Genomic DNA, 21247 nt, shown 5'->3' on the forward strand with positions numbered 1-21247 from the left:
AGCCTCCGGCGGGCAAAGGGCTTCGCCCTCTGCACTCCCACGCGGCTTCGCACTGTTGGCCACCGCCGAAGCCCATAAAACCGGTTGTTTCCTCAGTTGCGCAGCCGCACTTCCGCCCTGCTCCCCGGCTGGCCCTGAACCTTGGGCGGTTTCGTGGCCTCGCCGGTTACAGGGTAGATCCGCTCGCCGGGCAGCTTGGCCTCGCTGGTCAGCAGCAGCCAGACCACCTCCATGCGCTTGCGGGCCAGGTTGGCCCAGTCCTCGGCGCTGGGGGCGCGCGCGGGCTGGGCAGCCTGCCCCGACTCCGACGCGGGTTGCGGGGCCTGGGCCGGAGCTTGCGCCTTCGCGCCTTTGGCGGGCTTGCCGCCCTTCTCCGCGGCGGGCTGGGCCGGTTGGGCCGTCTGGGCCTTGGCCTGGGCCTGGGCTTGAGCCAGGGACTCGCCGTAGGCCGCCGCCTCCGTGGGCGGGTCCACGTAGGTCATGATCTCCACGTTGAGCCTGGGCCGCCCGGCCAGCGCCCCGCCCAGCGACAGGAGCGTCTTGCGGGCCTCGGGCGTGAGCTGGTCCGTGCCGGGAGCGAAGGGCGCGTAGGCCGTGGAGCCGCTGCTCCCGGCCACGTTGAGGAAGGCCAGGGGCGAGAACAGCACCTTGGCGAAGGCCCCGGCCATGGCCGTGGAGATCACGTCCCGCAGGTCCGCCTTGGCGGTCTCGGGCGCGCCCTTAACCGGGATGTCCAGGTCGATCACGCCCTTGCTGTCGGTGAGCAGGCTCACCGCCAGATCAAGCGGGATGTCCTTCTGGCCCGGCTCCGGGGTCTTGCGTCCCAGTTGCAGCCCGCTGACCACGATCTTGTTCTTGAGGTCCAGGGCCTTGGCGTCGATCTTGTAGTCCAGGTTCAGGCCGAGCTTGCCACGGGTGATGGGGAAGCCCGTGTACTTGCGGCTCACCGGGGAAAGCTCGCCCAGGTCCAGCCCGTCCAGGGTGGACTTCATGTCCAGAACCGGCGGGCCGGAGCCGGTCCAGCCCGCGTTGCCCTGGGCGCGCAGCTTGCCCGAGTGCCCGATCTGGGCGCTGGCGTCCACGGCGGCGCGTTCGCCCGGTTTGAGGCCCTTGAGCCCCACCTGGATGTCCTTCACGGTGAGGCTGAGCGGCGGGTCGAAGCCCTGCGGGCTCAGGGTGACGCTGCCGCCGCGCATCAGGAAGCTGGCCACGTCGTAGCCGGGCAGCGCGCCGGAGGCCTTGGGGGCCGCGCCCTTATCAGGCGCGGGAGCCTTGCCCTGGGGCTGGGCCTGCGCCTGGGTCTGAGTCTGGGCCGCGAAGGGCAGCACGGGCTTGCCGTCCTTGTCCAGGGCCAGTTGCAGCACGGGGGAGTCCAGTGTGATTGACTCGGCCTTGAAATCAGGCGGGGAGAGCTGGAAGGCGATCCCGGAGGCGTTCAGCCCGGCCAGGGTCAGCCAGGGGTCGGTCTGCCCGGGCTGGGCCAGGCTCAAGCCGGCCACGGACGCCCCGCCCGCGTAGGACGCCGTGACTCCGCCCTTGCCCAGCGAGGCCTTGAGCGAGCCCTCGGCCCCGGCCTGCCCCGCCAGCACGGCCACGGGCAGGCCGGGGACGAACCGCGCGGCCTGGGCCAGGTCCACGCCGGAGAGTCCCAGCTTGGCGGAGATCCCCAGCGTGTCCGAAACGCCGGAAGTGCCCACGCCGGTGAGTTCGCCGGAGACGTCGAAAGCGGCCTTGGTGTCGAGGGTGCCCTTGGCCGCGAAACCCACGGGCTTGTCCACGCCCGCACCCACATCCTTCAGGGAGAAGTCGGCCAGGTTCACGGCCAGCGACATCTTGGCCTGATCGTCCTGCCAGGCGGCGGCCATGTCCGTTATGTGCAGTTGGCCCGCCGAAACGCGCCAGGGCTGTGCGGGCGTCTGCGGAGCGGGCGGCGCGGCCTGCTGAGGTGCGGCCTGCTGGGCGGCTGGGGCCTGCACGGCCAGGGCGGCCAGCGCCGGGAAGCGCCCGTCCGCCGCGCGGGTCAGCGCGGCAGTCCCCCCGCCCAGCGCCACCTGGCCCACGGCAACGCGCCTGGCGGCCAGGTCGACATCCAGCCCGGCGATCTTCAGGGTCTTGGCTTGCAGCAGGGGCGCGCCCTGCCCTTCGGCCTGGGCGCGCAGACCGGACACGTCCAGCGAGGCCGAGAGCGTCCCCGCCAGTTGCCCGCCCGCGTCCTTGAGGGTGAAGGTCGTCCTGTTCCCGGCCACACCGGCCAGGGTCAGCTTGGGCATGAGGCGCCTTAGCGTGGGCAACTGCTTGCCGAAATCCAGGCCCTCGAGGGTGAGTTCGCCGCTAAGGTCCAGGGGCAGGTACGCCCCCCCGGCTTTGACCTGCACGCGCTCGAACAGGTTGCTGCCCGCCTCCAGCCGGACCGACTCCACCTTTCCGGCCTGGGCGTCGAGCCCGGCGAGCGCGGCGCGCAGATCCTGCAAGGTGACGGTGAGCCCGAGGCCCGCGTCGCGGATCTCCACCCTGCCGTCGCGCAGCTCCGCCCCGGCCAGCTTGAAGCCGGGGGGTGCGCCTCCCGCCTCCCGGGCGGACACGGCCTGTGTTTCCTCCTGGTGGGCCAGCTCCAGGGCCCCGAGCAGGCCCACGCGGCCCTGCTCGTCGCGCGAGAGGCCCAGCACCGGCGCGCCGAGCAGCAGGCGCTCCGCTTCCAGGCTGCCCACCGCCGGGTCCAGGCTGACGCCCTGCACTTCGATGGTGTCCAGGCGCAGGAAGTTCTCCTCGTCCGCCGTGAGGCCCACCCCGCTGAGTTTGGCCTCGCCCTCCAGGCGTCCGGCCGCGCCGAACACCGCCCTGACCCGCAGGCCCGCGTCCGCCACGGAGAGGTCCATGGGGCGCTTGAGGGGTAGGTAGGGCGAGTAGCGTTTCATGGAGAGGTTCTTGACGCTGAGCCGGGCCTCGGCCTGGGGAGGGTCGGAGTAGAGGTCGGCGCGCACGTTGAGCAGCACGTCGGAGCCGTTGACCAGCCCCTCGGTGCTGAAGGCCTCGCGCAGGCCGCTCTGCCCGCTGCTGTAGGAATCCAGGGTGAAGCGCAGGTCGTCCACCTGGTGGCGCGTGCCCTTGAGCTCGTCCTCGAAGACCAGGGTTCCGCCGGTGATGGAGACGTCGCTCACGGAGAAGGACATCTCCGGGATGGTGAACTCCAGTGGGTTGCCGCGGGAGGCTTCCTCCCCGCTGGCCTCGGGCAGCAGGTCCGCGATGTTCAGGCGCCCCTCGGCGTCGCGGCCCAGGCGCACTCGGGGGTTCTCCAGGTGCAGGCCGCGCACCAGGAACCTGCCGCGCGCCAGGCTCAGCGGTCCGACCTGCAGGTCCAGCAGGTCGAAGGAGGCCAGGGGCTCGCCGCCTTTTTTGGAGGCCAGGCTGAAACCGCCCAGGCGGACCCTGCCGGTGAACGGGTTCACGGACATGCTGGCCAGCCTGATCTCGCGGTCCAGGGCGGCTGAGGCCTCCTTCTCCAGATACCCCTTGAACAACAAGGGCAGCGCCACGGAGCCCAGGAAGAGCACCAGCACCACGCCATAGGCGCACCACAGCGCGCCCACGCCTAGGGCGCGGGCAATGGAGTAGACCTCGGGGCCTAGACCCGGCAGCGGCGGCTCCGGGGATGAAGGCGCAGGCGAAGGCCGGACGTCGGACTCGGGCGCGTCGGAGGGCTTCGGTTCGTCGTTCATGGCGCACACGTAGCACACTTCCCCGTGCGGCGGGAATGCTCCGGGCGGCGCTCTTGCATTTTTCCGCCCCCCCGTGCACACCCTGCGCATGGAACACGCGGATGTGGTCATCGTCGGGGCAGGCATCATCGGGCTGACCCTGGCCAGGGAACTGCTCGCAAGCGGAGCGAGCGTGCTGGTGCTCGAAAAGGAGGAGGCCGCCGGGATGCACGCCTCCGGGCGCAACTCCGGCGTGCTGCACGCGGGCATCTACTACGCGCCCGGCACGGCCCGCGCCGCCACCTGCCTGGCCGGCAACCGGCTGATGCGCGCCTACTGCAAGGAGCGCGGCCTGCCCCTGCTGGAATCCGGCAAGGTGATCGTGGCCTCGGATCACGCCCAGCTCGGCATCCTGCGCGCCCTGCACCGCCGCGCGCTGGAGGCCGGGGCCGAGGTGAGCCTCGTGGACGAGGCCGCCCTGCGCGACATCGAGCCCCACGCCCGCACCGTGGAGCAGGCCATCCACTCCCCGCTCACGGCCGTGGTGGAGCCCAAGGCAATCCTGCAAAGCCTGCTGGCCGACCTGGCCGCGCACCCTGACGCCCGCGTGCGCTTCGGGGTGCGCGTGGAAGGCCCCGCGCCGGGCCGCGCCCTGCTGACCAGCGCCGGGCGGGTGGAGTACGGCGTGCTGGTCAACGCCGCCGGAGCCCACGCCGACACCCTGGCCCATGCCCACGGGCTGGGCCTGCGCTACATGCTGGTGCCCTTCAAGGGGCTCTACCGCAGCCTGGCCCCCGAGGCCTCGCGCCTGTGCCGGGGCAGCATCTACCCCGTGCCCGACCCGGACACCCCCTTCCTGGGCGTGCATTTCACCCGGGCGGTCTCGGGCCGGGTGCACCTGGGGCCCACGGCCATCCCGGCATTCGGGCGGGAAAACTACGGCCTGCTGGGCGGCCTGGACGCCGAAGCGCCCAGGTTCCTCTGGCAGGACGCCCTGCTCCTCGCCAGGAGCCCGGTCTTCCGCCGCGTGGCCCTTTCCGAGCCGCGCAAGTACCTGTTCCGCCACTTCTTCGCCGACGCGGCCCGGCTGGTGCCCGAGCTGCGCAGGGAGGATGTGCTCCCCAGCCCCAAGGTGGGCATCCGCCCGCAATTGGTGGACACCCGGACCAACTCCCTGGTGATGGACTTCGTCACCGAGGAGGCCCCGGGCCAGCTTCACGTGCTGGGGGCCATCTCGCCCGCCTTCACCTGCTCGATGGCCCTGGCCCCCCTCCTGGCGGAGAAGGTCCAGGGCCTGGCGCGCGCCGTGTGACGTTCCGCCGGCGGAACGCCCTCTATGTGAAGGCGGCCCCCCGAGGGGCCGCCGTTGCCGTCATGCGGTCAAGGCCTGGAGGTCCGCGTCGGAGAACCTGCGGGCAAACAGCGCCGCATGCCTGACCACGCCGTTGAGGAACGACCCGTTGGCCAAAGAGCCTATGTTGAGGGTCGTAGCAACCGGAGCGATTGGGGTGGCATCGGTGAGCACGCCCCCACCATTGAGGCAGGAGGAACGCCCGGCGCTGTCAAACCCATAGGCGGCCCGGTAGTGGGTTCCGGCGGCAGGGGACGGATGAAGGATCTGTACCGCCCCCACTTGCACCCCGAAGACCTTGTCCCAGGTGAACAGGCCGGACGCCAGTGTCCTGCTGATGTTGATCCTGTTGGCCGTGGTGCCGTCATCCAGGCCGATGACGGCCTGACCGACCACATCCGTACGCAACCCGTTGAACGCGAAGTTGGCGAACATCGTGCCGCAGGCCATGCCGAACGCCGGATTCCCTCCGCTGTCCGCCAGGCTGGCCAGAGGCAGCGTGCATTGGTCCGCGCTGCGTGTGACCGGTGCGGACGTGGTGGGGATGTAGGAGGTTGGGAACGCCCCCTCCTCCAGTTGCGCCCCCCAGATCGCCAGCGTCTTGGTTTGCAGCACGTCGGACAACGGCTGGTTCCAGCCGAGGCCATAGGATGGAGTGAGGCCGAAGCGCAGCGAGGTGCTGTCGCCCTTGTTCGCGCCCGCGACCCACAGCCGCCAGTACTGCCCGCAGTCGATGACGCCGAACCCCGCCGGGGCTGCCGACCCTGCGTAGGCCGTGTTGGTGTGGCATTCGCCCGTGGCCGTGTTGACCTCCAGCCTGTAGTTGGCCTGGGTGCCGTTGAAGAAGTACAGGTTGAAGTTGGTGATGGGGCCGCCCCCCGGCGTTTTCTGCACGTAGAGCGAGGCGCAGTAGGTGCTGGTGTTCGCCGGGACGGTCAGATCCTGTTTGATGGTTTGCGTATAGGCCGTGGAGGTGTCCCCCACGGAGTATGCGGTCTGGGTTCCGTCCGGCGAAACCGCCGCTCCGGGGGCGATCACCGGGCCGTTGAGCTGGGTCCAGGCCGCGTTGTCGAACACCGAGGAGTACGCCAGCAGGTTGGTGCGCTGCTCTTCGATGAGCTTGCCCAGGTAGGCCCCGGTCAGCGGATCGAAGCTGTCGCGCAGGACTCCGGAGGTTGCCGTGCGGATCACGCCGAGTGCGTCCGTGTAAGTGGCCGTGGAGGCGCGCGTGAAGTTGACCGCCGGGGGGGTGATGCCCGGCTGGGCCACCCAGTTGAAGACCGGTCTGATGATGGCCATTAGGGGATCCTCTTCATGACGCGGATGTAGAAGTCGGAAGCGGAGAGCAGCGCGTCAACTGGGTTTATGTTGATGGCATACACGTTCAATGCATTGTCCATGACTTCACACCAGAACAAGAAGCCGTAATGCGCAGCGGAGCTTGAAACAACAGCAAAGTCACCACGCCTTGCTCCCGGAGCGGAAACACCAACCAAAATGGCGGATGTCTGCATGGGATCGAACATCTCAGCCTCAGTGTAGGACTTCGCGGCGTCTATGAATCGCAGGTTCTGGAACGCCGCCGACCCCAGGCACCAGGCCGGGGGCAACTGGCCCGGCGCGACGCCCTTGGGGAACGCGGCCGCGCTTGCCGCGGCCTGCCCCGCCGAGATCGCGGATGCCTGGGCGCTGGCCGACGCCTGCCCCATGTACCCCTGGGCGTTCTGCGCCTGTGCGGCGGCCTCCGCCGACTCCATTCGGCACTGCTCCAGGGTTGTGAACTGGGCCATGGAGCCCACGGTCTCCGGGGTGCGCAGCACGATTCTTTGAACAACGGCGGCCATCAGCGCGTCACCTCCGGTTTCACGGTCACTTTTCCTTCCACCAGCCGCTGCACCATGGCGTCGGGCCAATTGAGCCGCAGGTCCCATACGCCGTATGGTTTGGTGAGGGCGCGGGTCTGTTCGGCGCTCAGGGTCAGGGTCACGCGCCCGGACAAGGGCGACACGTCCGCTGTGAACACAGCCGCCGGGTCCGGGTCGGCGTAGCGCACGCGGACCTGGGCGGCCGCGGAGCAGCCGGTGAGGTCGCAGGGCGAGCCGTTCTCGTCCTGGCAGTCCACTTCCAGGAGCAGGGTCGCGCCCTGCTCGACGATGATGTCGTGTCTGTGGGCCATGATTACTCCTGCGGGGCATCGGGCCAGGGTTTGTCCAGGGTCCAGCCGGCCGGGAAGTCGCGCAGGGCCTGGCGGTATGCCGCCCAGGCCGCCTTAGTTTCGGGGCTCAGGGGCGAATCGGGGAGCTGCGTCCAGTCGCAACCCGTCAGCAACGCGTTGCGGGTGCGGCGGGCGCTGTCCAGTGCCAGGGCCTCGTCCAGGGCCCAGGCTTGTCCGTCCCAGAGGAAGCGGGCGTCCGGGCGGGGCTGGGTGGTCCAGCCTTCTGGGATGGGGCCGATTTCGGTCACTACGTGGGCGACGCCGGTCGCGGTGTTGTGGATGGCCTGGCTCCGGTGGTCCTCAACGGGTTGCCAGCATTCTCCGTCGAACACGGGGACGAAGCCCTGCTCGCAATCCGGCGGGGCCTGCTCGGTGGAACGGGCGGGCCGCAGGTAGTTGGGCTCGCCTTCGATGAAGGGGCGGGCGGGCGAAAGGGCCGCGGCCACAGGCCCCACGTAGAGGCCGGACATGTCGTAGGAATACAGGATCATGTGCTTACCTCCACTTGATGCAGTACAGGACTGCGATGTTGACGGGACGAGTCTCCTTCCCGGCCACGCCGTAGTCGTCCAGCTTCTCGGCGTCGGTGAACTGAGGGGTGAAATCCTGCGTGTGGAACACCCCGCTTCCGTCGCGGAGTCCCACGTTGACCGTGTTGAAGCCCCCGCCGGATTGGCTATACCCATTGATGCCCACGAGGTGCGTGTGCTTCTGGCAGTCGAAGCCCTGCGTGGAGCCCACGGTGTCCCCGCGCGTGCGGCCGGCGGCGTCGGGGTCCACGTGGGCGTTGTTGTCCCAACCGCGCAGGAAGAAGCCCCGCAAGTCCGGAATCTTGAACTTGGCCGGTTCGGCGGCGAAGCCGAAAGAAGTGCCTATGGCCGCGTAGAGCGCGGGGTAGTCCGCCATGGGCAGCTCCGCGCCGTTGCACGGCAGCCAGTTGCTCCCCGCGGGCAGCGACTGCATGCCGAAGGCGGCGATCATGCCGACGGGGCCTTCAGCCAGCAGGCTGGGCAGCAGCCCGGCGGGGATCTTGGCCGAGGCGTCCAGGCGGGGCACACCCTGGGGCTGGTTGTAGTCCCCCTGGCTGATCTTGCCGCCGAGCGACGCCAGGAGCTGGTTGAGGCCCGCGAAGGCCCCGGTGAGGTCGGCGTCCAGGTCCAGGACGGCCTGTTTGACCGAGTCCCCCGTGGGGCTCGCGTCGATGAGCGTTGTTCTCGTGAATGTCATGCGTTCTCCTTGCCAGGTGGAGAGGCATGATATGCAGGAGCGCGCGGATTGCACCCCATATAGGGCTATGTGGGGAAAAACTTGGCCGGAATGAAAAAAACTCAGATTTCGGGGGATCGGTTCAGGCGGATGTGGCAGATGGCCTGGAGGCAGACCCAGGCGCCGAGCTGCACGGGCAGGCAGCAGAATTCGGTGAGCAGTTCGAGCTGGGCCTGGCTGCCATCAAGGGCGAAAGCCCCCACCAACCAGCCCGCGAAAAGGTTCACGCCGAGCCAGAACACGCCAAGGAGCACGTTCAGGGCTGCCAGCCGAGGCAGATGGCCCCTGGCCGCATGCCGGGCCGAACGCCATGGGGCGGGGTCGCCCAGGGCCAACCCCGGCAGCCAGAGCAACTGGAGCCTGGGGGTTGCGGCCTGGGCCGCCAGCACGGGCAGGGCCACGGCCAGGACGGCTTCGGCCTGCTCAGGCAGGCCCGCGTCCATCAGGAGCGAGGCCAGCCAGCTCCCCAGGGCGCCGGGAATCGCGGCCAGGCCCAAAAGCAGGGCCAGTGCGCCCAGCTGTTTCCAGGTTGCTGAACCGGACAGCCGGGCCAGGAAGCCCGAGGGCGGCTCCCAGGAGGCCAGCAGCAGGCGCAGGGCGTGCACGTTGAAGGCCGCCGCCAGCAACAGCAGCGCGGACACCGTGGCCCCGAGCGAGGGGAGCACGGCCCACTCGGGCATCAGCCCCAGGGCGGCCACGGCCAGGAAGAGCGCCCCGCAGGCGGGCATCGGCCAGGAGAGAAGCAGCAGCGCCCTGGAGTGGCCGGCCATGAGGGCGATAACGCCCACCACGGCACGCGGCACGCTCAGGAGGCTGTGGCTCACGCCTCTTCCAACTCTTCCGGGGCGGGTTCGGGCCTGCCTTGCAGCCGGGCGTACACTCCCGCCCCGGCGGCCATGGAGACCAGGGCCGTGGCGAAGCCCAGGAAATAACTGCACACGGAAAAGCCCAGGGCCAGCGCCTGGTTTTCCCACCAGCCCAGGGAGTCGCCCAGGAGGTTCAGCCCGACGCCCGCATACTCCGGGAGCCAGATCAGGAACATGACCGCCACGATGCGCCAGCGGGCCTCGCAGGCCGCCAGCAGGGACGGGTTCCTGCCGAACAGGCGCATGGAGCCGCCCACCGCCGTGTCCGCGAAGAGCATCACGGCCCGAGGGGCGAGCCAGATGTAGCCCACGGCGCAGATCGCCAGCGCGTAGACCACCGGGCCCACGGCCTGCTGCCAGCCTTCCGTGGCCTTTGCGGCGGCGGGGCCGCTGACGACGTACACAGCGGCCAACAGCATGCCGGGCAGGAACGCGCCGCCCAGATAGGCGACGCCGATCTTGAAGTAGGTCCCCAAGTAGCGCCAGGTGCACCCTTCCAGCAATTGCATCCCGTAGAACGAAGACGGCGTCTCCGAGAGCAGGGCCTTGCGGTACAGGCGCACATCGAGCGGCACGCGCACCCAGAGCAGCAGGAAGCCCAGCGCCAGCATCACCAGGACGGTCGCCCCGCTGGCATCCGGCGAAACCGGTTTTGAGGGCATGAGCAGGTGATAGAGCACGCCGAAGGCCATCGGGGCCAGCGCCCATTTGGCGAGCAGGCTCCGGTTGGAGATCACGAAGGAAAGCGCCCCCCCGGCCACGGCCAGGGGGGAGAAACGCCAGCTTTCGCCGTCTTCTGAGGTCACGTCCGGGCTCCTTGGGGTTCAGCTGATCGCGCGGGCGCGTCCGGGTCGGGCAGGCCGCGCAGGGTGCGGTAGGCGATGGCCATCACGGCCATGGAGGTGATGGAGTTCAGCCAGGAGATCGTCAAGGTCACGGGCATGGTTATCAGCTTTGCCGCGTCGGATGATTCCGGCAGGAAGAGCCAGGCCAGGCCCTCCACCAGCGCGCTCAACAGCCCGAAGACCAGCGGGGGGATCCCCATGGCCATGACCAGGGAGAACTTGTGCCCCGAGCCCAGGTGGTAGGCCTGCGAGAGGGAGGGCTCCTCCTCCACGGCGACGGCGGGATAGATCAGGTGCAGCGGGGCCGTGAGCACCAGGAGCGCCGTGACCAGCACCAGCGTGGCGAGCACGGCCGCCAGGATGAGCCCGATGCGGCCGTCGAGGCTGTCGAGCCCGTCCTTGGCCGCGATCATGACCGGCGCCAGGGACAACCCCATGCCCACAGCAATGATGAACGTGAGCAGCACAGCGTAGAGCACGTAGCGTAGGCTCCTGCGGCTGAAGATCTTCTCCGCGTAGCCCCCCGGCTCCACGCCGCCCAGAATGGCCATCTGGTTCACCCGCAGGCAGTAGGGCATCCAGCAGAACACCGCGAATATTCCGGCGGGGATGTACAGCGCCCAGACCCCTTTCCAGGAGTGCAGGGCGAAGGCCGCCAGCAGGGCGGCGGCGCTCAGCAGCATGGGCGGTATCAGCCAGCGGCAGAACGAGCCGAAGTGCAGGCCGGTGAAGGCAAGCGATGACTTGAACAGCGACAGGCAGGAGAGCTTGACCATGGTGACCGCCGGTTATTGAGAGGGCATTTTGTTCATGGTGAACAAAAAGCCTTCCGGCGTCAAACGAGTCTTGCCGGATCGGGCCCGGGCCGCTCCGGGAGCGCTCCCCCGGTGGGAGTCAGGCCCGGAAGCGTACGGCCCGGAGGTGATGGAGCCCCGGGCTCAGCTCCCGAATATCTTGCGGCGGCGTTCCTTGACCTTGGCCAGGAATTCGTCGAAGCGGCCCTGCTGCTCGGGGCGCAGTTGGGCGCGGATGCGCTCGGCACCGGCGGCCACGGCCTCGTCCTCGGCCTGGAGGCACGGTTTGCGGGCCTGCCCGATGCGGAGCAGGGTCTCCTCCACGATGGGCAGGATGCCGCGCCGCTGCTCGTCGTCGAGCTTGAGGGCCACGCTCAGGCGCTCCATGAAGAACCCGGCCGCGCCGGGCCTGTCCATGCGGGTCAGGGGGAGAATGTGGTACTTGGCCACCAGCGCCGTGCCCACCGTGCCCGCCAGCAGGCCCGCCAGGAAGATGCCCGCCCCGGCGAGGGCCATTTTGCTCTTGCTCGTCAGCGGCATCTAGAAGCCCCCCACCACGTTGCCCGAGAGCATGATCGACAGCTCGGTCATGTATCCGGCCTGCCACAGCCACATCCAGGCCAGGCCCAGGCCCAGCGAGGCCACGCCGCCGCCCGCCATGAGCGGGAAGGCCACCCGGCGCACGAACCAGCCCTCCAGCGCGGCCTCGGCCCGCTCGCGCACGTGGGCCATCACCCGCCCGGCAAAGCCCGGCGGAACATCCACAGTGGGGCGTCCAGCCACCACCTTGGCGCAGATGCGCTCCAATTTCGCGTTGTCGATCATGAGTTACCCCCCCGTCCGGTCAGGCCCTCGCATTTGCGGGCCATCTTCTGTCTGGCGCGGTGCAGCCGCACCTTCACCTTCGACTCCCCCCACCCCAGCATCTCGCCGATCTCCGCCACGGAATACTCCTCGGCGTAGTAGAGCTCCACGGCGATGCGGTCCTCGGGGCTTATTTCCTTGAGCAGCGTCTCCACCAGCCGGGCCGCCTCGTCGCGTTCGATCTGTTCATCGAAGCGCTGCGAGGAGTCCTCCTGCATGACGGACTCCAGCCAGGCCAGCTCCACGGGGCTCGAGAAGTCCACCCCCCGTTCGGCCCTGCGGGCGTTCTCGCGCCAGAAATCGGCGGAACGGCGCAAAGCTATGGCCGACAGCCAGGATCGGAAGCGCTCCGGCTCGCGCAGCTTGGAGAGGTGCTGGTAGGCGTCCAGGAAGGCCTCCTGGGCGGCCTCGGCCACCTCGCTGGCGGGCAGGTGGCGCGACAGCAGGCGGAACAGGTGCTGCTCGTGCGCCTTCACGAGCACGGAGAAAGCCTCCGTGTCCCCATCGAGCACACGCCTGACAACCTGCGAATCGTCTGGTCCTGTCCTTGCCACCGGGCCTCCGCCTTTCATGTCGCGCACAGCCCGGCGCCGGTTACACCGCGGTGACGAACGGGCTCAGGATTCATCCTCGGCGGGCACCGAGGCAGGCACGCCCCACTTGGCGCGCATGTGCACGCGCCGCAGCGGGCGCACCAGGCTGAAGACCTTGTGGCGCTTCTCGCGCAGGGCCTCGCGCGCGGCCTCGCGCTGGCTCTCCTCCGAGCCTTTGGGCTTGTACTTCACCTTGGCGCCCTGGAAGGCCACGGTGATCTTGGCGTCCTGCAGGGCCTGGTCGATGCTGGCCGCCAGCTCGGACTCCACGTCGAACTTGGCGCGGAAGTCCTCTATCCAGACGTACAGCTCGAAATCCAGGCCCAGCTTGCCGAGCTGCCGCAGCACCACCGAGGGCGCGGGGTCCTTGAGCACCTTCGCGTTCTCCCCGGCCGTCTCGAGCAGGATCTTGCGCACCTTCTTCACCTTCGTGCCCGGGATCACGCTCACGGGGACGGTCAGGCGGATGCGCTTGTCCTGGAAGCTCCAGTTGATGATCTCGCCGCGCAGGAAGCTGGAGTTGGGGATGATGACCATGGAGTTGTCCATGGTGCGCACGGTGGTGTTGCGCACGGAGACGTTGGTCACCTCGCCCAGGAGCTTGCCCGTCTGCACCACGTCGCCCTTCTTGATGGAGCCGCCGAAGAGGATGATGAGCCCCGAGACGAAATTGTTGATGATGTCCTTGAGCCCGAAGCCCACGCCCACGGAGAGGCCCGAGGCGATCCAGGTCAGCCCGGAGAGCGGCAGCCCGAGCTGATGCAGGCCCACCAGGAAGAAGGCCAGCCACAGCGTGTAGGAGCACAGGGTGGTCAGGGTGTGGGAGAGGGCCGGGTCCAAAGGCTTGCCCCCGAAGCTGACCTCCTCCAGGAAGGCCCCGACCCAGGCCAGGAGCAGGCGCACCGCGAAGAACAGCACCACCATGGAGGAAAGGGCGTCCAGGGAGAGCTTCACCGGCCCCAGCTCCCACTGCAGCTCGAAGACGTAGTCCACGAAGCCGGGGCCGCCCATGAACACCAGCACCCAGCACAGGTAGAGCACGACGAGGACCGTGACGGCCAGGGGGTGGACGTAGTGGAACCACATCCCCCCGGCCCCGGCCAGCAGCTTCTTGAGCCCCCTGGCCGCAGCCACCATCAGCCGCAGGATGAACCAGGCCTGCACCAGGGCCACGGCCAGCGGGGCGAACCCCAGCAGGGCCGCCACGCCGGCCACCCACAGCCTCAGGGCCACGGACTTCTCCCCGGCCAGCCAGCGGTTCCACCCGGCCAGGCCCATGACCGGCGGCCAGACCACGGCGATGAGCTCGGGCGGCATGTTCAGCATCTGCGTGACCACGCCGGCGCAGTAGACCGCGAGGAAGAATCCCAGCCCCCCCTCGGGGTAGTGCCTGCGGAGCATGAGCCAGCCCCCGGCGAAGACGGCGGTGACCAGCATGAGGTTCAGGATGTGGCTGGAGGTGATTGGCACGTACCGCGAGCCCATGAAGAAGGCCAGCCCAAGGCTGAACAGGGTCCACCCCCGGCGCAGTTCGGCGTCGCCGTGCAGCGAGAACCTGCGGGCCACGCCCGCCCCGAGCAGCAGCAGGGCGGCCCAGGCCACCACCCCGAACAGCAGCAGCGGGCCCCAGCGGGTTCCGGCCAGGATCGGCACGGCGAAGCGCGGGAAGTCGGCGAGCCAGTCCCGGGTGACGCTGGCCAGCAGCACGGCCCCGAAGGTGTCCGTCACGGGATGGGAGCGATCGAAGAAGTGGCCCTTGAAGATGTGGCGGTAGTCCTTGACCAGCCCGTTGTTCGCGTCCGCCACCTGGCTGGAGAGCGCCTCGAAATGCCCCAGTATCTCGTTCACCCTGGCCTGGAGCACGTCCACCTGGGCCTTGATGGGCGCGAGCTTGCGGGTGTGCTCAGCCAGGTCGTTCACGGTGGCGTCGTCGTAGGCCACGTCCATGCCCTTGCGCCTGATCTCGCGCAGGGTGGCGTTCTCCTCCTTGACCCGGGCGAGATGCTCCTTGAGCAGCTTGATCCTGCGGGAGGCATCCTCCAGGCGCTTGCTCAACCCGCTGAAGCGGAACATGAGGGTGCGCATGGTCCAGGGGTTGTCGCCCGCCAGGCCGCGCAGCAGCAGTGTCTGCGTGAGCATGTTGTCGCAGTCGGTCAGGGCCGCCTGGGCCCTGGCGGAAATCTCCGGCAGGGCGGCGTTCATGGCCGCCACTTCCTGGCCCCTGCGCTGCAGGTCGGCGTCGATGCCCGCGAGCATCTCCTTCCAGGCCTCGCCGTCCAGGCTTCCCGCCATTGCGGGGGGGGCAACCGTCCACAGGGCCAGTATGACCGCAGCCAATGCGCGCATCGGAACCTCCGGGGTATACGGGCGCTTCGCCGCCCGCTCCTGTGAGATGTGACAAAGCACGCCCTCCAAAGCAAGAGCCTTTGACAGGGCCGGGCGCACATCGTACCCAACCCGCGGAGGCCAGGACATGCCGTTGACCAACCATCTTGACCTGCTCGAAGCCGTGGACGCGGGCGTCCTGCTCATCGACGCGACCACCAACGTCATCCTGCACGCCAACCCCAAGGCCCTGGAACTGCTGGGCAAGTCCGTCGATTCCGTGGTGGGACGCCAGTGCCACGGCCTGGAGTGCCTCTGCGCCCCGGGCCAGGCCCTGCCCCTGGACCTCAGCGCCGCGCTGCCGCCCCAGGAGCGCACGCTCCAGTCCGAAGGCGGCCGGCAACTGCCCGTGCTCATCACCGCCCACCCCCTGCTCATGGCGCGCGGCCCGGTGAGCGTGCTCACCATCACGGACCTCTCCCCGCTCAAGCAGGCCGAGCGCAAGTACCAGTCCTTCTTCCAGAACGCGGTGGAGGGCGTGTTCCAGTCCACGCCGGACGGCCGCTTCATCGCCGTGAACCCGGCCCTGGCCGAGATCCTGGGCTACGAGAGCCCGGAGGAGCTCATCAGCGAGCTCACGGACCTGCGCTCCCAGCTCTACATCGACCCGCAGGACCGCGACCACCTGCTCACCGAGCTGCGCGAGCGCGGGCGCGTCACCGGGTTCGAGACCCGCTTCCGCCGCAAGGACGGCGGCGTCCGCTGGATCAACACCGCGGCCAGGCAGGTGCGCGACGAGTCGGGCGAGGTGCTCTACATCGAAGGCCTGAACATCGACATCACGGAGCGCAAGAACGCCGAAGCCGCGGTGCGCATGATCGAGCAGTCCCTGGGCGAATCGGAGGAGCGCTTCCGCCGCACCTTCGACCAGTCCCCCATCGGGGCGGCCCTCCTGGACCTGGACTGGAAGTTCCTGCGCGTCAACGAGGCCTTCTGCCTCATCACCGGCTACGACGAGCAGGAACTGCTCGGCACCAACATCATCCGCCTCACCCACCCGGAGGACGTGGAGGCCGCCCAGGCCCGCTCCGCCAAGCTGCGCACCGGCGAGATCGACAACTACGAGTTGGAGAAGCGCTACATCCACAAGGAAGGCTACGTCATCTGGGTGCACCTCTCGGCCGCGCTGGTGCGCGACTCCCAGGGCAAGCCCCTCTACTACCTGCCCATGGTGCAGGACATCACCGAGCGCAAGGCCAGCGAGGAGGCCCTGGCCCGCACCGAGGCCCGGCTCAAGACGCTGCTCACCAGCTCCCCGGCGGTGATCTACTCCCGCAGGCCCCTGGGCAACCTGCAGCCCACCTTCATTTCCGACAACATCGAGGACCTCACCGGCTTCACCCCGGACGACTTCCTTAGCGACCCCAACTTCTGGCACTCCCGCATGGACCCCGACGACGTGCCCGCCCTGGAGACCGAGCTGCGCATGCAGATGGCCCTGGGCCAGGGCACCCGGGAGTACCGCTTCACAAACGCCCAGGGGCTCACCCGCTGGATCAGGGACCAGTTCCGCCTGGTGCTCGACCCCTTCGGCCGCCCCCAGGAGATCGTGGGCTACCTCACCGACGTCACGGCGCGCCGCCTCATCAAGGAGGCCCTGGAGAGCAGCGAGGCCCGCTACCGCGCCATCGTCGAGGATCAGACCGAGCTGGTCTGGCGTTTCCGCCCCGACGGGGCCGTGACCTTCGCCAACGCGGCCGTGGCCCGCTATTTCGGCAAGCCCAAGGACGAGCTGCTGGGCGCGCACCTCAAGACCTCCATGCCCACCGAGGAGCGCGTGCGCGTGGAGGCGCACCTGACCGCCCTCACCCCGGAGGCCCCCACCGGGGCCATCGAGTACCGCCTGGTCATGGCCGACGGCGAGGAGCGCTGGCTCCAGCGCCACGACCACGCCCTGTTCGACCAGCAGGGCAGGCTGGTGGAGTTCCAGTCCGTTGGGCGCGACATCACGGAGCGCATCCTCTCGGAGCGCGCGCTCAAGACCGTGATGGACGAGAAGGAGCGCCTGCGCCTGAACCTGGAGGCCGTGTTCCGCTCCATCCCGGACGCCATCATCGTGGTCAACACCGAGATGGAGGTCATCCAGACCAACCGCGCCCTGAACGAGATCTGCTGCATCGGCGGCGAGACCACCCACGGCATGCACCTGCACCTGGTGGCCGGGCACTGCCAGCGGGGCTGCTTCGAGGTCATCTCCACCACGCTCAAGACGCGCGAGCCGGTGCTGGAATACCGCGTGGAGTGCAAGGGCCACCGCCCGGGCCAGACCGTGGTCATCAACTCCTCCCCGCTCTTGGACCCCAACAACAACTTCGTGGGCGCGGTGCTGGTCATCCGCGACATCACCCGCCTGGCCGACCTCGAGAAGCGCCTCACGGACCTGCACGGCCACCGTGGGCTCATCGGCAAGTCCAAGCTGATGCGCTCCATCTATTCCGTGCTGGACCAGCTCTCCGAGGTGGAATCCACCGTGCTGGTCACGGGCGAGTCCGGCACCGGCAAGGAGCTGGTGGCCGAGGCCCTGCACTACGGCGGGCCCAGGGCCAAGGGGCCGCTCATCAAGGTGAACTGCTCGGCGCTCTCAGAGAGTTTGCTGGAGAGCGAGCTGTTCGGCCACGTGCGCGGGGCCTTCACCGGGGCCATCCGCGACAAGATGGGCCGCTTCGAGGCCGCCGAGGGGGGCACGATCTTCCTGGACGAAATCGGCGACATCTCCCCGCGCATCCAGCTGAACCTGTTGCGGGTGCTTGAGCGCAAGGAGTACGAGCGCGTGGGCGATTCGCGCACCAGACGGGCCAACGTGCGCGTGATCGCGGCCACCAACGTGAACATGCAGGAGAAAATTCGCCAGGGCCTCTTTAGGGAGGACCTCTACTACCGCCTCAAGGTCATGGTCATCCACCTGCCCCCGCTGCGCGAGCGCACCGAGGACATCCCCCTGCTCTGCGAGCACTTCCTGGGCCTGTTCCGCAACAGCTTCGGCAAGCACATCTCCAAGCCCAGCGAGGAGGTGATGCGCATCTTCATGACCCACCCCTGGCCGGGCAACGTGCGCGAGCTGCGCTACGCCCTGGAGCACGCCTGCATCCTCTGCCCGGGGGGGGAGATACTGCCCTCGCACCTGCCGCGCGAGCTCACCGCGCCCCCCGGCAACCACTTTGCCCAGCCCCTCCCCTCCGCCGGCGTCGAACTTCCGGGCGGCCAGGCAACCCAACCCTATCCCGCCGCGCCCTTCGCCCGGCCCCAGCGCGGCATCAGCCGGGAGGACATCGAATCCGCCCTGACCCGGGCCGGGGGCAACCGCGCCAAGGCAGCGAGGCTGCTCGGCGTGGACAGGCGCACGCTGTACCGGAACATGGACAAGCACGGCATCGTTTGATCGGCCGCCACCCGGACGACTTTTTTGAAGAATCTTCCCACATAGCCCTATGTGGGGTGGAATCATCCGCCGCCTGAATACAATCCTCCGAAAATCCAAAGGAGGATTCACTCATGCTTTTCGCCCCCCCCGGCCTGGGCTTCCTCGACCTATTACGGCCGTATTCGCCCAAGGCCCCCGACCCGCGCTTTGCGCCACTGTTTCCCGATGACCACAACCCGGACCCCGGCATCTTCCGCTACGACCAGGAAGACACTGATCCAGATCCCGGCTTCTCGCGCTTCGGCCCTGGTCCCCACAACCCGGACCCGGGTTTCCACCGAACGGATATCGATTTCGTCGACTCGTATCCGGCTCGCCACCCGGACGATCCGCCTTCTCTTGACGCCTACCCCATGGGCAGACCGCCCCTGACGCAGGCCCAGACGCAGCGCGGCTACGCCCGGATGCTGGGCGTCGATCCGGCAATGATCGATCCCGTGGGGATGACGCTCAAGCGCGGCCTTGGAGATGATGGGCAGAGGACCGGCGAAGGCCCGGTGGGTGCGCCATCCGGGCTTCTTACTACTGCGGGAATGCGCCAGGGCGGGTTGCAGGGCCGCCAGCAAGGCCCGTTCGTGCCGGAGAACGAACCCGGCCCCATGAACCAGCCCTACGACCCTGAGAGCGACGCCGTGCGGGGCAGTAACTGGGCACCGCTCTCACCGGACATGAAGGAGCGGCTCAGGGAGCGGATAAAGGGGACACGGTTTGAAAACATGGATCTGGATTCGCTGAAGATCCACGTTGGGGAAACACCGTGGTACATGCCGTCCGACAAGGGGGCGATCACACTGGAGGACCACATCTACATCGCGCCCTCAGCGTCAGGTAGATTCAATCCGCATGATTCGGAAGAAGACTTCAACATGTTGACTGAGGAAGCCGTCCATTCAGGCCAGTTCCAGCTCGGGATGACCCGGCCCGGCTACCTCTGGGAAGCGCTGCGCAACGGCTATGAAGGCAGCATATATGAACAGGAGGCCAAAAGGATAGCCTACCCGGACTATCGCCCGCCTGACCCGGAACCGGCTCGGCCCACGCCGCCGCCACGTGAGGATTGGGAGCGGCGCTGACATCCGCGCCTGATCCGCCTCAAGAAATAAAGCCAGAAGCTTACCGGCTTCTGGCTTTTTTTCTTGTCAATTCAGGACTAAAAATGATACATAATAACAATTATAATTACGAATTACAATACTTGCAAATGCATACACTTACTCTTCGAGAGGGCCTATGCCTAAGATATTTTCGCCTTGCGGCGTCGCCATCGCTAGTTTGCTTTTGGTTCTGATGGCCGGTTGCGGTCTCCGCGTCGATTACAGCAAATTCGATTCACGCTGTAGGGAATGGCTCGGCAATGGTAATCCAAACAGTATCCAGTGGGAATTCGACAAAACCAACCCCAGAATTGAAGACTACTACGAATACTACATGTGCCTCAATATACCATTCCACCACGTAAGAGGGAATTCGGAATACTTCATGGTACATTGGAAAGAATTTATTATGCTCGCACCAAGCAAACTACTATCACCAAGAGATGACAAAGAAATTTTCCTCATCTCTATCTTAATTCAAAAGATCGCAAGAACTCATAAATCAGAAATAATGAACGATCAAAAACTCATCAGTGCCTGGAAATCAGCAGTTGACAACATGAAACGCAAGGACGGCTGGCCGTACTCCGTATCTTACGGCATCTACAACACCATCACCAGGCAACCGTAACTGGCGAACTCGCAATCATCAGCAACAGTTGACACTGCGATTTCTGCGATTTTACTCAGATGGAATATTTCATGAATTTGAAGCACACTCTCACAGCATTGCTCGCAACAGCTCTGCTTACAATTGTAGGCTGTGGTCCCACTAGAGATTATGCCAAGCTTGACCCAAGATGCAAAGAATGGGTTGATGCAAGCGACTCAAAGTCATTTAACTTGAAATTTGACAGTGACAAGGCGTCTCTCGAGGATAATTATGGACATTATATTTGTATTATGATACCATATCAACACGCAATTGGAGGCGAAAAATACTTCATGGAACATTGGAATGAATTTATAGCATTCATACCAAAGAAACTAATGGCCCCAGGTGCTGACAATGAAACTTTGTACATATCGATACTAATCTATGATATAGCTAAATATCACAGGGATGAAATTAGAAAAGATACAATTTTGCTTAAATCCTGGAAAACTGCAATAGACAATATGAAGCATAAGAACAGTTTTGCATATGCGCTGTCCAATGGATACTTCACGAACATCACCAAACAACTAGATCCATCATCACCACCAGCGCCCTGATGTTCACATAAAAACAAACAAGGCAAATTCGCACAAGAGAACGGATCAGGCCCCATGAACGAGTCATGACCACGAGATGGCCCTCACCCAAAGGTTTTTTCCCGATGTCACCCTCGCCGCCAACATTCCTCACAATCTGCCTATTATGCCTCATGGCTGCGCCGACAGCATGCCACAGGGGGATCGACTACACCAAGTTCGACCCAAAGTGCCGTGAGTGGAATGGCGAAAAAGGCATCATGCCGTCGAAGAGCGAATTCATGCAAACTAACCCGGACATGGATACCTACTATGAATATCTATGTGCATAAATTTGTCATACCAGCATGCGGCAATATTGGTCGGAATTGACTATTTGTTGAACAATCCAAGCGAATTCACTCATATGGTCATCGGGAAAATGCTGTCATCTCGAAGCGACAAGGAAACGCTGCTCATCTCTCATATCCTTCTTAGCATACACGAATCAAATCCACACATGATATCAAACAATGAAGCCCTTCTCTCAGCGTGGGCAACAGCTATCAGCAAAATGGGTCACAACTAGACACGCCAGCGCTCGATGGAATATTATACGGCCGTATCGCCCCCCATCAATCCAATTAAGTGATACTGGCTGCACAACCTCATCAAAGATCCATCA

Annotated in this window: 18 protein-coding genes; 5 read left to right on the plus strand and 13 right to left on the minus strand. The window is 66.3% G+C overall.

The window, feature by feature from the left end; translation table 11 throughout:
- Positions 1 to 92: 92 nt before the first annotated feature.
- The gene (locus MLE27_RS07445; protein ID WP_243311434.1) at positions 93 to 3716 is read right to left on the minus strand and encodes a DUF748 domain-containing protein; all 3624 of its coding nucleotides are present in this window, start codon (positions 3714 to 3716) and stop codon (positions 93 to 95) included.
- A gap of 88 nt (positions 3717 to 3804) precedes the next feature.
- On the opposite strand from MLE27_RS07445, the gene lhgO reads away from it, so the two are divergent.
- Positions 3805 to 5007 (plus strand): L-2-hydroxyglutarate oxidase, encoded by a 1203-nt coding sequence (lhgO, locus tag MLE27_RS07450; protein ID WP_243311435.1) that lies wholly within the window; start codon positions 3805 to 3807, stop codon positions 5005 to 5007.
- Between the two features lie 60 nt (positions 5008 to 5067).
- Here the strand turns inward: lhgO and MLE27_RS07455 are convergent, their stop codons facing one another.
- The 12 genes from MLE27_RS07455 to MLE27_RS07510 form a co-directional block, all read right to left on the minus strand.
- Positions 5068 to 6345, minus strand: a complete 1278-nt coding sequence (locus tag MLE27_RS07455; protein ID WP_243311436.1) for a phage head spike fiber domain-containing protein — start codon at positions 6343 to 6345, stop codon at positions 5068 to 5070.
- Positions 6345 to 6890 (minus strand): hypothetical protein, encoded by a 546-nt coding sequence (locus MLE27_RS07460; protein WP_243311437.1) that lies wholly within the window; start codon positions 6888 to 6890, stop codon positions 6345 to 6347. Before MLE27_RS07460 ends, MLE27_RS07455 begins: the two co-directional genes overlap by 1 nt.
- Complete coding sequence (locus MLE27_RS07465; protein WP_243311438.1) at positions 6890 to 7222, minus strand: hypothetical protein; 333 nt, start codon at positions 7220 to 7222, stop codon at positions 6890 to 6892. The genes MLE27_RS07460 and MLE27_RS07465 overlap by 1 nt, the downstream gene beginning before the upstream one ends.
- Before the next feature lie 2 nt (positions 7223 to 7224).
- Positions 7225 to 7752, minus strand: a complete 528-nt coding sequence (locus tag MLE27_RS07470; RefSeq protein WP_243311439.1) for a tail fiber assembly protein — start codon at positions 7750 to 7752, stop codon at positions 7225 to 7227.
- Between the two features lie 4 nt (positions 7753 to 7756).
- Positions 7757 to 8488, minus strand: coding sequence for a phage tail protein (locus MLE27_RS07475; protein ID WP_243311440.1), 732 nt, complete (start codon positions 8486 to 8488; stop codon positions 7757 to 7759).
- A 101-nt stretch (positions 8489 to 8589) separates the two neighbouring features.
- Positions 8590 to 9351 (minus strand): hypothetical protein, encoded by a 762-nt coding sequence (locus tag MLE27_RS07480; RefSeq protein ID WP_243311441.1) that lies wholly within the window; start codon positions 9349 to 9351, stop codon positions 8590 to 8592.
- Complete coding sequence (locus MLE27_RS07485) at positions 9348 to 10199, minus strand: hypothetical protein (protein ID WP_243311442.1); 852 nt, start codon at positions 10197 to 10199, stop codon at positions 9348 to 9350. The genes MLE27_RS07480 and MLE27_RS07485 overlap by 4 nt, the downstream gene beginning before the upstream one ends.
- The gene (locus MLE27_RS07490; protein WP_243311443.1) at positions 10196 to 11014 is read right to left on the minus strand and encodes a hypothetical protein; all 819 of its coding nucleotides are present in this window, start codon (positions 11012 to 11014) and stop codon (positions 10196 to 10198) included. Before MLE27_RS07490 ends, MLE27_RS07485 begins: the two co-directional genes overlap by 4 nt.
- Before the next feature lie 162 nt (positions 11015 to 11176).
- Positions 11177 to 11572, minus strand: a complete 396-nt coding sequence (locus MLE27_RS07495) for a hypothetical protein (protein WP_243311444.1) — start codon at positions 11570 to 11572, stop codon at positions 11177 to 11179.
- Positions 11573 to 11857: a hypothetical protein gene (locus MLE27_RS07500; RefSeq protein ID WP_243311445.1), complete on the minus strand. Its 285-nt coding sequence runs from the start codon at positions 11855 to 11857 to the stop codon at positions 11573 to 11575.
- Complete coding sequence (locus MLE27_RS07505) at positions 11854 to 12468, minus strand: RNA polymerase sigma factor (RefSeq protein WP_279355731.1); 615 nt, start codon at positions 12466 to 12468, stop codon at positions 11854 to 11856. The genes MLE27_RS07500 and MLE27_RS07505 overlap by 4 nt, the downstream gene beginning before the upstream one ends.
- A 45-nt stretch (positions 12469 to 12513) precedes the next feature.
- Entirely contained in the window at positions 12514 to 14835 is a 2322-nt protein-coding gene (locus MLE27_RS07510; protein ID WP_243311447.1) for a mechanosensitive ion channel family protein, read from the minus strand.
- A gap of 127 nt (positions 14836 to 14962) precedes the next feature.
- Between MLE27_RS07510 and MLE27_RS07515 the strand changes: the two genes are divergently transcribed.
- The 4 genes from MLE27_RS07515 to MLE27_RS07530 all read left to right on the plus strand — a co-directional run bounded on the left by MLE27_RS07515 (position 14963) and on the right by MLE27_RS07530 (position 20604).
- Positions 14963 to 18253, plus strand: coding sequence for a PAS domain S-box protein (locus MLE27_RS07515; protein ID WP_243311448.1), 3291 nt, complete (start codon positions 14963 to 14965; stop codon positions 18251 to 18253).
- Between the two features lie 113 nt (positions 18254 to 18366).
- Positions 18367 to 19368 (plus strand): hypothetical protein, encoded by a 1002-nt coding sequence (locus tag MLE27_RS07520; protein WP_243311449.1) that lies wholly within the window; start codon positions 18367 to 18369, stop codon positions 19366 to 19368.
- Between the two features lie 157 nt (positions 19369 to 19525).
- Complete coding sequence (locus MLE27_RS07525) at positions 19526 to 20020, plus strand: hypothetical protein (RefSeq protein ID WP_243311450.1); 495 nt, start codon at positions 19526 to 19528, stop codon at positions 20018 to 20020.
- 71 nt (positions 20021 to 20091) lie between these two features.
- Positions 20092 to 20604: a hypothetical protein gene (locus MLE27_RS07530; RefSeq protein ID WP_243311451.1), complete on the plus strand. Its 513-nt coding sequence runs from the start codon at positions 20092 to 20094 to the stop codon at positions 20602 to 20604.
- The last annotated feature ends 643 nt before the right edge of the window (positions 20605 to 21247 follow it).

This window comes from Fundidesulfovibrio agrisoli (assembly GCF_022808715.1).
Taxonomy (GTDB): Bacteria; Desulfobacterota; Desulfovibrionia; order Desulfovibrionales; family Desulfovibrionaceae; genus Fundidesulfovibrio; species Fundidesulfovibrio agrisoli.